Below are 15,077 nucleotides of genomic sequence, written 5' to 3'. Positions count from 1 at the left end.
ATATATCTCCATTTACTCTAAAATACCCGCCTTTTTAAAGTGCTTTTTAAGAATTTTTTGTGCAAACAAAACACCTAAAGCAGATAATATAACGGTTATTGTTACACCTAATAATAGTAGTTTTGGTGAAGATACCAAATTATATTGCAATGTTAATGTCTTATCTGCAAACCCACTCTCTAAAGCTTGCTTTTGATAAGATTCCCAAGCTATCCAACATGGAACTCCTATTCCCATGAACATACCAGCACCATAAACACTCCAGCCAATCATATTTCTTATTGGATTTATATAAGTATCTTTGCCTATCATTACTATTTCACACAAAATAGCAAGTCCAATAAAATATGGAAGCATAAACACATAACCCATAGCTGCTGTGATAAGACCATAAATTAATATCCATATAAATAATAGCCCGTGTTTATTAAGTCTGTTAGCTGCTACTAAGTAGAAAATAGCTCCTATAAACATTTCAATTCCAGCAGTACCATAAATATATACAACTGGAACAGCAACCAAACTCATTCCAATAACAATAGAAATTGCATAAAATAAAGCAATCATAATAGCTACTGTTACTACATCTTTTGTAGTCATTTTTTTATTGTTCATAAAACACCTCCGTTAATTAATAAAATGTACATAGAATGTGTATAGAGAATATTTACAAAAAAATATCCATCTCAACTTTATTATAAAGTAAGATGGATATTTTCTTTATAACCTGACAGCTCTTTATTTGCTCCAAAAAGGTCAGATGGATTTTTTTCTATATTCTTGAGGAGTTTGCCCAAAATGTTTTTTGAATGACTCAGAAAATTTACTAGGATTCAAATATCCTGACAAATCAGAAATCTCTCCTATCGACATTAAGGGCTTATGAATTAATAATTTAGCAGCGGCTTCTAAACAATTTTCCCTAATAAAATTACCTATTGAGCTTCCAGTTATGTATATAAAACATCTCTTCAAACTGGATTCTGAAATAGCATATTTTTTTGATAAATCAGAAATAGAATATCTTTCAAAAGGATTATTTAAAATCGTCTTATATGATTCTACAGTTGCTTTATATACTGGTTCCGAAAAAGATGTTAACTTAAATGTATCTGAACTTTCAACTAAATTTAAAAATAATAACAACTCTATTGTCTTTATAATTGAATAAGAAAGTCTTATTCTAGAATCTACTCTATAAAGTTCACTAATAACATGGTCTATCTCATGACGTGAATGAATAATTAAAGCTGCACCATTTTTACATAAACGGTCTTTTATTTCTAACAAATCAATTTTTGCGTACGGAAAGTATTTATCAATAGATTTTTGTGCCTTTTCAATATCAATAAATATTGAAAGTCCCACATATTTTTTTGTTGGTATGCATGAATCTTCAAAAGGAACTTTACCTATTTCGATTACACTTAGATCGCCTTTACCTATCAGAGCGCGTTCATTATTTTCAAGTTTAAACTCATAACATCCCTCTAAACAATGATCTATTTCTAAAACCCCGCTTTTAGGATTTATTTTTTGATATGCTGTCTCCATATTTAGGTTATTATAAGATAACTGAACGCCTTCAAATAAATTGTAGCAACGCATTTCGCCACAGCCAGTAGAATTTTCAATTGTATAAATTTTACATTCATCAGTAACCTTTTTTTCAGAAAACATATATCCTTCAAGGACATTTTCTATTATATCAATTTTATTTAATCTCAGAATTATCCCCTCCAATATATTAATGTATCCTATAAGACTTTTTCAATTTCATTTATAATTAGCTCTGGATTTAATCCTAATACTTCAGCATGTCCTACATTATCAAAACTAACAACTCTTACATCACTTATGGATTTACTCCTGATTAAATCGACATATTTGCTTGCATAAGTTTCTTTTTTGCCAAACATTATACAAACAGGCATTGTAAGCTTTTCAACTTTATTTTTAATATCATATTTATATGCCATCTTAAAAGCTTGGTATAATGTATCTCTTGTAATAAAAGGATACATCATATGTTTCAAAGTTATAACATCATTGTCTCCATAACCCATTCCTTTTCTCACATCTTCTATTAAATGAATTCCGTTTTTTAAATTATCAAATTGTTCTGCCATAACTTTTGAAAATGGTTCAATCATCTCTCCCATGCTCTCATACTGACCACCATCGATAATTAAGTTATTAACATTTATTTTCTTATTCAAAGAAATTTGTAATGCTATACTTGCTCCTAATGAAATCCCATATGCACATTCTATATTTACTATATCTTCAAGCATCAATGCTTTTTCTAAATCTTCAGCAACATCCTCTACTGAACTTAACCTTCCAAGTGTATTGTTTCCATGTCCAGGTAATTCTGGGGATATAATACAATATGTTTTACTGAGTTTAGCAATAATACTCTTAAAACAATTTGCATAACTAAATCCCACACCATGAATAAGCAAAATCTTTTTGTTTGTTTTGTCTCCAACAATATTTAAATTATAATTCACTTTCATAATAATTTTCCCCTTCAAATTTTTCATTTATACTGTAATTGATATTTAAACTGTCAATGTCTTGTATAATTCTATCAATTTTTATGATATCCATAGCATAATATATACCGTTTTTAAATGTATTCTCTAAAATTGACATTGCTGTATAACCCAACACAATAGCACTCATTTCACTACTTGATGAGCTATCAATACTTATTTCAACTGATGAAGTTCTCCCATTTATTCTCCCCCTTCCACAAATATTTAAATAGCTGTATGTTTTACCTATTCCGACCTCTTTCTTAAAGTAATTTAAAATTTCATCTATGTCTTTCTTGTTATCAATATAAATATTTTGTTGCATTTTTTGTACAATCATTTGCATTTTACTTAAAATTTCACTTGAAAATGAACAATTGTACCAATTAGCTTGTTTTAAATTATGTTTTTTAGCTACTCTTAATATCTCATTGGTTAAATAGTTATACATTTTATATTTTTTGTTTTTATACTCTTCTGTCTTATAACAATTATTATTAATTACTTCCCCATCAATATAACTACTTAAAGATTTTCCGAAACCAGATAAATTAGTTAATATGAAATCCTCAATCGCTGAATAACTCGGTACTTCATTGCTTATATTAAATCCCTCAATCATTAAGGGAACTTCGAAATGCTCTGCAACATATTTTAACATTAATCCCGTTAAGCCAGGAAAATACCCAGCAGACAAAATAAATAGATTTTTATTTTTAATATCTTCCAGTCTATCTTCTAAAAAAGATTCTCCTGATGGATCTATATAAGGAACGCCAAAATCACTAGCAATTCTTGCTATATTTTCTCCATTAATAAATGAAGCTCCCGCACAATTTAAAATAATATCGCATTTTTTTATGAATTCCCTTAAAGCATCTATATCACTAACTTCTAATTTCATATATCTACAATTTTTATCATCTGGGACGTAATTTTGATTATAGGTGGCAAGAATTGAATAATTTTTTTGCTTCAATATATCAATGCATCTTTTACCAATTTGTCCACTTCCACCCAAAATACCTATAATTTTTTCCAATTTAACCTCCTAACTTAAAGCTTATTTTTATATTATTATTTAAATAGACTATTTATATGCATTAAAGTCTAATATTCTGCTTAAGTTTTTCTTTAAGTTTTCTCCATTCAAGCAATCAAAATGTTGCCCTACTATTTCGTCGTAAAATATTTCTCCATTCAAATATTCTTTCCAAGTTTCTCTATCCTCAGCAAAGAATTCTCCATAAAAACTCTTTTCCTGTTCCTTACAATAAAAAACTCTGACATTTCCATAATACTGTTTAGGTATATATGTTGATATACAACCGAAATTTTGGGAGAATATGTTAAAAAGCGTATTAAGCATACGTATTTCTGAATCTTGAAGATTCAAAGACTCCCTTTTTATTGTTGAATATAAATTATTAAGCCTTTCAGATAAAGGTGTGTCTTTTAACTTTTTAAACTGTTGTCCAATATATTTATATTCATTTGACAATTGAATAAAGGAGTTAACATTCAAATCTCCATCACCATTAATTACCATATCATAAATGCAATCATTTAATTCATGATCCTTTATCTCATGCCCAGCGTTAGAAATATCTGCATTTATTAGTCTTGCAAAAGTTCGTTCTAACAGAATTTCATTTTTTAAATTAGAGTGCAAAGCTTTTTTATATTTTGTTGGTGAAATATCTCTAAATAGCGTTCTTTCCTGAGCTTTAGGTATAGTCGTACTTATCAAAGTAACATCAATAACCTTTTTATTATTAGCATTTAAAAATTCAGCAGTTTCTAATGCAATTAAACCTCCAACACAATGTCCTATTAATATATATTTTGAGTAATTCAAATCTCTTAAGATTTTACCGTATTTTAATCCTAATAATTTAAAAGTATCTTCTGTTTTCATAGAAATATATTCGGCTTCATCACCGAAAGTAAATCCTAACACAGCTTCATTTGCTTTACTATCTTCCTTTATATAATTAATTATTTCAGTATACGCAGAAAGAGTTCCTGTTCCAGCATGAAAAATAACTTTAGCTACCGATTTATTATTATCTATAGTGGATTTCTTGATAGTTAGCAGTGATGAATCATGATATTCCTCCCCTTTTTCAAACTTGTCTTGTATCCTTTTAGATATTTCTCTAACCGTTTGAAATTGCATCATTTCAGATAACAAGGCACTCCATTCCCAATCCTTAGCCTCTGGAACTTCCTCTAATATCTTTGTGACTATTTGTGCAATCAGTAAAGAATCTCCACCAACAGAATAAAAGTTATCATCTAGCCTTAAGTTTGTTATTCCAAGTTCTCTTGTCCAAATTTTTTCTATTTTTTCTTCAATTGCAGTTTTTGTCTCCTCTATAACATGTTTTTCATTTTTCACGGTATTTTCGAATAATTTTTTTAATGATTTAATATCAATTTTTCCATTAATTGTTGTAGGAATTTTAGATATTATTTTAACATCATTAGGTATCATATAAGAAACCAATTTATTTTTAAGTTCATTGATAACTGCATTCTCTGTTATTGGTTTATATGAATCTTTAAATCTTACTACATATATAGTTTGTCCAAAATCATCTAGTGGACTATCTTCTTTAGGAAATTCATATATTATTTGACCATTATGGTTTTCAAAATTATCCTTCCATTGATTTCTATTAAAAAAAGTTTGTTCATTTAAACTTCTAATATCCGAAAATCCTGTCAATCCATCTTTAAATTCCATAGATGTTAGTAACATATAACTCATTCTAGTTTCATCTAATATGATTAATGAACCGTTTGGTGCTAACAAATTTTTAATATTATTCATAACAAAGTCTATATTTTTTGAGTTATGCAATACATTAGCGCACAATATTATGTCAAATGAAGATATGTCATAATTTTGTTCGTAAAAAACTTGATTTATATCAAAAATACCATAATTAACCCAATTATATTCTTTAAAATTACTTTTAGCTTTATTTAAAAAGAACGTAGATATGTCTGTAAAATAATATTCAACTTGTTCTCCATCTAGTATAGGTATTACTTCTAAGCTTGTCCCTCCAACTCCCGCACCGATTTCAAGTATCTTGATTTTTTTATCTTTATTTCTTTTTACAATAAATTCTATTTCTTTAGCTATAAAATAATTACATATTTTATTTATTTTATTTGTATTATATGAGGCTAGTGCAGGCTTTATATCACCTTTTGGAAATAATAAATTTAATGGATCTTCATCCCCTTTTATAAGCGCTACCAAATTTTGGCTAGATTTCTTTAAATAGTCAACAAAATCTTTACCATAATTAAATTCTTCTTCAATTTTATAGAACTCTTCCCATTGTTTGTCTGAATTTAGACAATTAACTTCTCCTACTAAATAATAAAGTTCATTTTCTCTATTAATAATTTTTTCATTTTCTAATACTTGAAGCCATCTTTTTGTTAATTTTTGTAGTTTTTCAGGTATTCCCATCCCATATATAATTTCTTCAAAAGTGTACTTTTCTGCATTATTAATAAAGAAACCACATTTTTGAAACGTATTCAAAATATCACTTATAACTACTTTTTCAGATGCTTTAATCCATTTTTCAATAAGTTCATCTTTAATATTTTCATTTATACTATTTTCTAACTCTTTTAATTTATTTACCTCTTCATTTCTATCCAATAAATCATCATTGATTATTATCTTTTTTGGTAAAATGGCTGCGCAAATTTTCTTTTCTAAACTATCTACATCAATTGTAAACACTTCAGCTGAATCAATATCTTTGTTTTCCAATAAAGCAGATTTAATTTCGGATAACTCAATTCTATGACCATGTATTTTTATTTGTGAATCTCCATCCTCTCTACCACAAAAAATAATGTCACCATTAGGCAAATAATAACCAATGTCTCCTGTTCTATAAATTCGCTCTCCATCATTGCCTAAAGTCTTGAATTTTTCAGCATTAAGTTTCTCATCATTTAAGTAACCTACAGAAAGCCCTGTTCCTGATATATACAAACTTCCTACAACATAATCTGGACAATCTTCCATTGCTTCGTTTAATATATAAAACTTTTGATTAGCTAAAGGTGTGCCATATGGAACACTATTTAGGAATGTTTCTTGTTTGCTAACCACATGATAGATAGACCATATCGAAGCTTCAGTAGCACCTCCCATACTTATTACTTGTGCATTAGGAAACTCACTATATATTTTTTCAGGAAGATCGATCGGAATCCAATCACCTGATAGTATTATAGTTCTTAAAAACTCACTTCTCCTTAAATTCTTAGACATAGCTAAGAAGTTAGTTATAAGTTGCATTTGAGCTGGTACTGAATTCCAAACGCTAACTCTATATAACAACATTTGATTGTATATAATATTTGGATCTTTTAATGTTTTTGAGTCTGGTAATACTAAAGTCCCACCCGCAAGAAATGAACCAAAAATATCATATACTGATAGATCAAAAGAAAGATTTGCTAGACCTAAAAATACATCATTTTCGTTAATTTTATATTTTTTATTAACATCAATTATAGTGTTAATAGCCGCTCTATGTGTAATCACAACTCCTTTTGGGTCTCCAGTTGTCCCTGATGTAAAAATTATATAAGCTTCATCATCATATGATTTTCTCTTGTTTTTCCAATATTCATATTCTACGTTTTGATAAATTATGCATTCTCTCAAATCTATAATCTTTGTATTAAATTCATTTAAATTTGTGCTATTAAACGATAAAATTATTTTAGCATCAGAATTTTCAATTATTCTTTCTTTTCTTTTTATTGGTTGCGAAGTGTTAATAGGAATATACACAGCGCCAATAGCCAAAGTTGCTATTACAGATGCAACTTGCCAAACGCTTTTAGGGATATCAATAATGACTCTATCTCCCTTAGTTATTCCATTTTTTTCTAAATTTTTAAAAATTGAGTATACATATTTATTAAACTCTTCGTATGTGTATTCTTTGTTGTCGCAAATCAATGCCGTTTTATTTTTATGCTCTTTCAATGAGTCAAAATAACAATCTTCTAATCTTTTTATATTAAAGCTTTCAAATGTATCATTTACTGTTTTTCTTGTATCTAAACTGCTTTTACTTAATTTAGTAACAATCTTGTTATCTAAAATATTTTTATCTGATTTAAAATTTTCAATTATGTTAGTAAAGCATTCAAACATATCATCAATAATTTTCTTTTTAAATACACCATCCCTAATATCCCAATTAATTTTAACTCCATTATTTTCTTCCATAATTTGACAATCTAAATATACCTGTGGAGTTTGACTTATTCTGTAAATAATCTTTCTATTCGAAAGTATTGTGTTGCTATTTGATAACCCTATTGTGCTAGTAAAAACTACTGGTATAATAATGTTTTGTTTTCTTTTTTTACTCAATTTTCTCAAAACTTCAACACCTGAAACTTCTTTGTGTTCTAAATCAGTCCATAAATCATCTTGTAAAATCTTTGTTCTTTCTAAAAATGTCTTACTATAATCCATATTTATAGAAGTTATATTAACATCCGTAAAATCGCCTACTACAAAATCAATATCATCTACTATTTGGGGTCTGTTAAAGAAAGTTGTATTTATACTAAATTTTTTATTTGCCGACCAATATGCTATCGTTTCAGTTAGCACTGACAATATTAAAACTGATGGGGTAATATTATTTATCTTAGAAATTGCACATATTTTATCCCATTCAAAATTATTTAGTTGTATTGATTTTTGGCTAAAAGTTTTTACACTATTATTCTGTGAAAGTATGGGTAAATTAGGAGCTTCATAAATAACATCTAATTTATTAGACCAGTATTCTTCATCTTGATTTTTATTTTTAGAACTATTTATTGCTTTTTCTTGGTACTAAAAAGAGCCACCATGTGGTGGCAAATTTATTCAAATCTAGTTACTTCTTCTGGATCAAGCCTTACACTGTCACTTGCATCTTCGTTGCCCTTTCCAATGGCAACTATTGTAACTGGAACATACCTTTCCTTATCAAGTCCAAATTCTTCTACAATTACATCTTCTTCAAACCCACCTATTAAACAGGTTTCGTATCCGTGGGCCCTTGCCACAAGTAACATCTGCATTGCCGCAAGACTTGCGTCAATCTTTACAATGTCATTCATTTCTTGTCTTGTTGCTCCAGTGTACGCTGGCATTATAAGGTCGACCATTTTCTTTTTCTCTTCTTCAGTCATAAGTCCCTTTTCAACAGCACGTCCATAAATTTCTTCAGTCTTTTCGTAACATTTCATATCTCCAAATATAATTATCATTGCTGAAGATGTGTCGTTTTGGCTTATATTGAACTCTATAAGTGGACGTAGTTTGTCTTTCCCCTCTTGTGATTCCACTACTACAAATCTCCAAGGTTGTAAGTTTACTGATGAAGGTGCTTCTGTTGTCTCTTTGATTATTTGAAGCATTTCATCCCTTGGTATCTTGTAGTTTTCGTCAAACACTCTAACCGAACGTCTATTAAAGACTATATCCTTAAAGTCGTTATTCATACTGTCCCCCTTTAAAAAATCAAACTACTATAACTATACCCTATAGTTTTATAATTTATTCAATATTAAAGGATGATGTCTATCTTGAATTTAATATCCGTAATCGTCTACTTTCCAATCACTGTTTTTATCTTCTCTTATAAGTATCCATTTCTGAGCTTTATAGTCGCCTGCATCAATTGTTTCATTTGCATCGCTAGTTACAGTGAAGTCAGTGTATATAATCAACACATTATCAGGAGTTATACCATTACTAGACCCATTTCCATATGTCATATATGTTTCAACATCTTCATTCGCTTTTTCTTCATCGTAATAAATCTTTGTAATCTCTGCGTCTTTAAGTTTAAAGTACTGTTCAACTGTAACCATAGCCTTATCTATCTCTTCAGTGGAGAACTTTTCAGATTTACCTATATTTCTTTCAATTTTTGATTCTTCTGCCTTGTTACATGCTGATAAATTAAAAATAATTAACAGCGACAACAATGTAAGTAATATTTTTTTCATAGCACCCTCCTTGCTCTTTGTTTTATTATATCACGGGGTTTAAGCTTTACTAGATGGCAATTACTACAATATTTCAACATTTCATAAAAAAAGACAAGGAATACCTTGCCTCTTAATCTTATTTGCTTTTTAAAACACTGGAACTTTTAGAACAGAAATCAATCATCTGTTCATTAAATAGTCCTGGTAGTCCTCCTGAGTGGATAATCAAAATCTTTTTCCCAGAATCTTTTAAGTTTTCGTCAATATATTTTAATGCTCCATTGAAAATTTTCCCAGAATAAACAGGATCTAAAAATATTCCCTCACTCCTTGCCATCTTCTTTATAAAAGTTATGGTTTCCCTGTCCGGGATGGCATAGCCTTCATTAATGCTATTTGAAAGAAGTTTCATTTCACTCTCGTTAATTTGAATTTTGCCATCGTAATAGTTAAGGGCTTCGTCAATTAGTCCCTTTATAAAAGTCTTTTTGTCCGGTGGCATATTCATAATATTTATACCAATGGCTTCTGCGTTTGGTGCGTAAAGTTTGCATCCTAAAAACACTCCACCATAGGTTCCCCCAGAACCATTTCCAGAAAATATATATTCAAAGCTAGAGTCTTGTTCCATTATCTCTTTGATACACTCACTGTAGCCGAGTATTCCAAGGGGAGTGCTTCCACCAAATGGAATATTATAAACTTCTTCGTCTTTTAAAGAGTGTTTCGCTTTATATTCTTCAATATGCTTTTCAATCTCTTTATTGAACTTTTCATTTGCCTTTGCACTGTCTTTGATGTTGGAAAGGTCAATAAAAGTAACTTCACAGCCTATGTAGTCATCAAGAAGAAGATTGCCACTAAGTTTTTCAATATCCTTTTCATCTTCCTTCTTTAAAAATAGCAGACATTTCATTCCAAGTTTACTTGCGCAAGTGGCAGTTAACATTCCATGGTTCGTCTGTAATGCACCATTAGTGTAAACCACCTTTGCCCCTTTATCTTTAGCGTCCTTTAAAAGATACTCAAGCTTTCTTACCTTGTTTCCTCCAAGGCCAACACCAATTAAATCATCCCTTTTAATATATATTTCACATCCATATTCCTTAGAAATATTTTCAAGCTTTTGAATTGGCGTAGGCTTTATTCCCAAATTTATACAGTCAACTGTTTTTGTAATCATCTTTGCTCCTTTATTCTAATTCAAAAATAGTCTTTAATTCTTTTTCCAGGTAGCCTGTTTTAACCATATAATAATTTAAGATTGAAAAGTATCTAAAAGCCTTGTTTAGCTGATTTTTATTTTCGTTTTGCCAACAAAAACCATCTGTTATTAAAATAAAATCTATTTCATTTTTCTTTAGATCATTTTTCCTATTTATATAACTATCTACTATTTCTTCAGGTTTTGATCCTGCCGCAAAATAATAATTTGCTTCAATGTTAACTACTTTTTCATCTTTGACAAGTATAAAGTCGGCCTTTCTGTACTTAATATCTTCACTTATCTTAAGTCCTCTATCTTCTAGAACTTTAAACTGATTTTGCGGTAATAATTCTATTTCATATTTTTTACATATTGGTTTAATTAATTCCATACAAAGATTTTCAAAAGAACTTCCACTTCTGTTCTTCCTTCCATTAGAATCTAGTCCTACCAATACTCCTATCACATAATCAACAACACTCTTTTCTAAGAAGTTTTTAAAAAGATCTTGTAATCCCATCTCAATAAAAAATAAGTAATACTCTTCAATGTCTTCATCGGTTAACGGTTCTGATGTTTTTACTCTTGAAAAGTCAAATGACTCAATAGTTTTGTGTACTAAGCTTGCTATTTCTAATTTATTTTTTCCTCTCCAAAGCTTATCTCTTTCACCTTTTGATAGGGCAAAAAGTAAAGGAAATGTATTTATTACTGTAGGAAGTTTTTTTACTAAATCATAAAATACTTCATCCATTTCGTCATTTCTAATAAGAACGTTCATAGCATTTAATTCTATCTCGAACTCTTTATATAACTTAGCATTTTCCCAATTTACGAAAAAGTCATATCCTCTGTTTGTTGGAAGAAGATTTTCAACGAACAAAGGTATTAATTCTAAATAATTTTCTGTATGGTACATTTTAATTTTTCTCCTTTAAATCTGTTATCAATTATATTTATGAAATCCGAATCCATTTCTATACCCACACTATTTCTTCCTAGCTTTGAAGCTACTACAGAAGTTGTTCCCGAACCTAGAAAAGGATCTAATATCCAATCCCCTTCGTCTGAAGCTGCTAAAATCATTTTTTCAATTAAATACATTGGTTTTTGTGTAGGATGATAACCATATTTCTTTTCATTTTTTGTTATACAAGGACCTCTCCAAACATCTTTCATCTGCTTGTTATTATTAAGGGACTTCATAAGGTTATAATTATATTTGTGCTTTACTTTTTCGCTTTTTCTTGCCCAAATTATCGTTTCTGTTGAGTGTGTAAAGTACCTACAGGATAAATTTGGTGGTGGATTAGTTTTTTCCCAAGTGATGTTGTTTAGTATTTTAAATCCTTCTTCATATAGAACCATCCCTACAGAATAAATATTATGGAAGGTCCCTGAGATAAAAATGGTTCCATTATCTTTCATAACTCTTTTACATTCTCTAATCCACTTTCGATTAAACTCGTGCATCTCTTCTTTACTGTCAATTTTGTCCCAATCACCCTTGTCTACCGATACCATTTCTCCACCTTTACAAGATATTCCCCCATTGGATAAAAAATAAGGCGGATCTGCATATATCATGTCGATAGATTTTTCTTTAAATTTTGGTAAAATAGTTAAACAATCGCCTTCAATTACTTTAGCTAAATAATTTTTATTCATAATTCCTCACTATCAATTCTGTTGCAAACCTCTTAGTAGAATCACTGTTAATCATTCTCTTAGCATTAACATTTTCCATGTTATAACCTTCATATAATTCTCTTATCAATTTTGTATCGTGATTTGTAAGCATAATATAGCAACCTTTTTCATCTAATTCTTTAAATACTTTGGCAAGCCTTTTATGTGAATCAATATCAAATCCTTGTTTTGTGTAATCACTAAATGATGTAGGCTTTAAAGGTGCATATGGGCTATCTAAAAATATAAAATCTCCTTTTTTTGCCGTCGATAAACAATCCTCAAAATCCCCTTGATGTATAGTAACTGTTTTTAAATACTGACTCATGTTTTTCAAATTCTCTTCGTCAAAAGAATTCACTTTCTTTTTGTTATTAAATGGAACGTTAAACAAACCTTTTAAATTCACTCTATAAAGACCATTAAAGCATCTTTTATTTAAATATATAAATAGTGCAGCCATTTCAACATCAAAATCTTTATCAATTATTTTTTTGTTAAATCGATCTCTCATTTCATAATATTTTTCTTTTGTTGTTTCAATTTCATCCCATTTTTTAAGTGTTTTGATCAACTCTTCAACATTGTTTTTAATCGTATTATATGTGTATATCAAATGAGGGTTTATATCATTTATTATTGCATCTTCTGGTTGCAATTCAAATAAAAGAGCTCCTCCACCTATAAAAGCTTCATAGTATCCATTAAAATTTTCTGGCATTCTTTTTAATATTTCTGGAAGTAATTGCCGTTTTCCTCCTGCCCATTTAACAAATGGTTGTAAATTCATTTTATCAAATCATCTTTCTAATATCAGAATTATCAATTATTTCTTTATGAAATGTTGATTAAACTAATCATACACTAAGTGAATATTTGTTTCAATGTTGCATATTATCAACACGCTATAAGATTTGGGTCAATTAAAAAACTGCCAAGGTCGCCCCTGACAGTTTACGTTAAAAGGCAATTTTAAAATACAATGCTACAAAGCATAAAATTATTGCCATTGGTACATAGATAAATTTTCCAAGGTAGTACCAAGTCTTGGTGTATTTCTTTTTGCTTCCTGTATTTATTTCATTTAGCAGTGCATTTTTGTCCATAATCCAGAACCATGTAAAGGCTCCTAGGGTTGCTCCCATTGGGATGATGTAAATGGAAACTAGGTCCATCCAAGGGCCCCATCCTCCAAGGATTGCTCCTTTGACTCCTCCTATCGGCTCCATGAAAATTCCCGGAACAAATGCTGCAATGCCTATAAAAATTAATACTGTTTTTCTATTTAGCTTTTTAAAATTGTGAAGGATTGATTCGCAAACAACTTCAAACATATTTTGTAATGAAGAGATACCTCCAAATAATACTGCCAAGTATAGTGCCACTGCAAATATTCTTCCACCTATCATATTTTGTAAAATTTTTGGTAGGGTTACGAATAGTAGGCCCGGACCTCCTTCTGGGTTTGCGCTATATGAAAACAGTGCCGGTATCATAACTAGGGCTGCAACTAAGGCTGCGATTGTGTCGAAAAGGGCAGTTTGTTTTGCTCCTTCAACTATATCTTCATCTTTGTTTAAGTAAGCTCCACACACTATCATTCCACTACCTGTAATTGATAGGGAGAAAAATGCCTGCCCCATGGCTCCAACTAAAACTTTTGGGTCCTTTAACATTTGCCAATCTGGTTTAAACATAAATTTGTATCCTTCAACAGCCTTGGGAAGAAAGGCAACTCTAACAGCCAAAATAACAAATAGCACAAAGAACAGTGGCATCATAATCTTATTTGCCTTTTCTATGGAGTGGGCACCTCTTACACAGGTTAAAAGTGTTATAGCTATTACTATAAAGTGAAATGGTATGACACTGAAGTTTGTACCTGAAAAAGAATTAAACCAAACTTCTGAGTCCACTGTCATTAAGCTACCTGTTAAACTTTGGAAAAGTGATTTTAAAACATAGGAAATAATTACTGCATATCCAATGGCGATGCAAATTGAACCTAAAAGTGGTAAAATTCCTATAATCTTTCCAACTTTTGAAAGTTTAACATGTGACCAGGCCTTTTCGTATGATCCTAGTGTTCCCGTTTCTGAATATCTTCCCACTGCATACTCTGCTGACAATCCAAAATAAGCAAATATAATAATAAAGAATAAATACGCTACTAAAAATGCTCCACCGCCGTTTGCCGTAAGTTTGTATGGAAAGCCCCATACATTCGCCATGCCAACTGCAGAACCTACAGTTGTGAGTATAAAACCCCATGTTGATGTAAACTTATTATTTTTCATATGAATCTCCTTTTTGCTTTAACGCTTTTACTTGTTAAATTTACATATAATCATAAGGGTTATTTTTTATATTGTCAACCTTTATTTGTATTTGTCTTAATAAACAACATTTTACCTCTTTGAAATTTAAAATATTCCAATCATGACCACCCGTAAAACGGGTGGTTTGTTCAAGGGCTATAAGCCCGAGTGATACCAACCAGCGTCTCAAGGCGCTGGTTTTCACTCCGTTCAAACCTAACTGTTTTTGCCACTTTAGCCTATCCCTGAAAGGGATTTTTAATTTCTATTTCC

12 protein-coding genes are annotated in these 15,077 nt (G+C 30.0%); all 12 read right to left on the bottom strand.

Annotated elements, in window-relative coordinates; all coding sequences use genetic code 11:
• Positions 1-12 precede the first annotated feature (12 nt).
• Positions 13-615 carry an MptD family putative ECF transporter S component gene (locus tag WKS98_RS03515; RefSeq protein WP_498916957.1) on the bottom strand — a complete coding sequence of 201 codons (603 nt, stop codon included), beginning with the start codon at positions 613-615 and terminating at the stop codon, positions 13-15.
• Between the two features lie 141 nt (positions 616-756).
• The gene (locus WKS98_RS03510) at positions 757-1,728 is read right to left on the bottom strand and encodes a helix-turn-helix domain-containing protein (RefSeq protein ID WP_339074751.1); all 972 of its coding nucleotides are present in this window, start codon (positions 1,726-1,728) and stop codon (positions 757-759) included.
• Between the two features lie 29 nt (positions 1,729-1,757).
• Complete coding sequence (locus WKS98_RS03505; protein WP_339074622.1) at positions 1,758-2,519, bottom strand: alpha/beta fold hydrolase; 762 nt, start codon at positions 2,517-2,519, stop codon at positions 1,758-1,760.
• Positions 2,503-3,582 (bottom strand): NAD-dependent epimerase/dehydratase family protein, encoded by a 1,080-nt coding sequence (locus WKS98_RS03500; protein ID WP_498916955.1) that lies wholly within the window; start codon positions 3,580-3,582, stop codon positions 2,503-2,505. The genes WKS98_RS03505 and WKS98_RS03500 overlap by 17 nt, the downstream gene beginning before the upstream one ends.
• A gap of 48 nt (positions 3,583-3,630) precedes the next feature.
• The gene (locus WKS98_RS03495) at positions 3,631-8,430 is read right to left on the bottom strand and encodes an amino acid adenylation domain-containing protein (protein ID WP_498917139.1); all 4,800 of its coding nucleotides are present in this window, start codon (positions 8,428-8,430) and stop codon (positions 3,631-3,633) included.
• A gap of 44 nt (positions 8,431-8,474) precedes the next feature.
• A complete protein-coding gene (locus WKS98_RS03490) occupies positions 8,475-9,098 on the bottom strand; it encodes a nitroreductase family protein (RefSeq protein ID WP_498916953.1) in 624 nt (207 codons plus the stop codon).
• Between the two features lie 90 nt (positions 9,099-9,188).
• Positions 9,189-9,608 carry a DUF4829 domain-containing protein gene (locus WKS98_RS03485; protein ID WP_498916951.1) on the bottom strand — a complete coding sequence of 140 codons (420 nt, stop codon included), beginning with the start codon at positions 9,606-9,608 and terminating at the stop codon, positions 9,189-9,191.
• Positions 9,609-9,726: 118 nt separating this feature from the next.
• The gene (locus tag WKS98_RS03480; protein WP_498916950.1) at positions 9,727-10,773 is read right to left on the bottom strand and encodes a 1-aminocyclopropane-1-carboxylate deaminase/D-cysteine desulfhydrase; all 1,047 of its coding nucleotides are present in this window, start codon (positions 10,771-10,773) and stop codon (positions 9,727-9,729) included.
• Positions 10,774-10,783: 10 nt separating this feature from the next.
• Positions 10,784-11,716 carry a DpnII family type II restriction endonuclease gene (locus tag WKS98_RS03475; RefSeq protein ID WP_498916948.1) on the bottom strand — a complete coding sequence of 311 codons (933 nt, stop codon included), beginning with the start codon at positions 11,714-11,716 and terminating at the stop codon, positions 10,784-10,786.
• A complete protein-coding gene (locus tag WKS98_RS03470; protein ID WP_498916947.1) occupies positions 11,692-12,465 on the bottom strand; it encodes a DNA-methyltransferase in 774 nt (257 codons plus the stop codon). The genes WKS98_RS03475 and WKS98_RS03470 overlap by 25 nt, the downstream gene beginning before the upstream one ends.
• A complete protein-coding gene (locus WKS98_RS03465; RefSeq protein WP_498916945.1) occupies positions 12,458-13,276 on the bottom strand; it encodes a DNA adenine methylase in 819 nt (272 codons plus the stop codon). The genes WKS98_RS03470 and WKS98_RS03465 overlap by 8 nt, the downstream gene beginning before the upstream one ends.
• Before the next feature lie 169 nt (positions 13,277-13,445).
• Positions 13,446-14,783: a sodium-dependent transporter gene (locus WKS98_RS03460; protein WP_498916943.1), complete on the bottom strand. Its 1,338-nt coding sequence runs from the start codon at positions 14,781-14,783 to the stop codon at positions 13,446-13,448.
• Positions 14,784-15,077 lie beyond the last annotated feature (294 nt).

Source organism: Lagierella sp. ICN-221743, assembly GCF_037890055.1.
Lineage (GTDB): Bacteria > Bacillota > Clostridia > Tissierellales > Peptoniphilaceae > Mediannikoviicoccus.
This window is presented reverse-complemented; position numbering and strand designations above follow the sequence as displayed.

Coding starts and splice junctions, on each gene's coding strand:
- WKS98_RS03515 (WP_498916957.1), bottom strand. CDS start 615: ATGAACAATAAAAAAATGACTACAAAAGATGTAGTAACAGTAGCTATT.
- WKS98_RS03505 (WP_339074622.1), bottom strand. CDS start 2,519: ATGAAAGTGAATTATAATTTAAATATTGTTGGAGACAAAACAAACAAA.
- WKS98_RS03490 (WP_498916953.1), bottom strand. CDS start 9,098: ATGAATAACGACTTTAAGGATATAGTCTTTAATAGACGTTCGGTTAGA.
- WKS98_RS03485 (WP_498916951.1), bottom strand. CDS start 9,608: ATGAAAAAAATATTACTTACATTGTTGTCGCTGTTAATTATTTTTAAT.
- WKS98_RS03480 (WP_498916950.1), bottom strand. CDS start 10,773: ATGATTACAAAAACAGTTGACTGTATAAATTTGGGAATAAAGCCTACG.
- WKS98_RS03475 (WP_498916948.1), bottom strand. CDS start 11,716: ATGTACCATACAGAAAATTATTTAGAATTAATACCTTTGTTCGTTGAA.
- WKS98_RS03470 (WP_498916947.1), bottom strand. CDS start 12,465: ATGAATAAAAATTATTTAGCTAAAGTAATTGAAGGCGATTGTTTAACT.
- WKS98_RS03465 (WP_498916945.1), bottom strand. CDS start 13,276: ATGAATTTACAACCATTTGTTAAATGGGCAGGAGGAAAACGGCAATTA.
- WKS98_RS03460 (WP_498916943.1), bottom strand. CDS start 14,783: ATGAAAAATAATAAGTTTACATCAACATGGGGTTTTATACTCACAACT.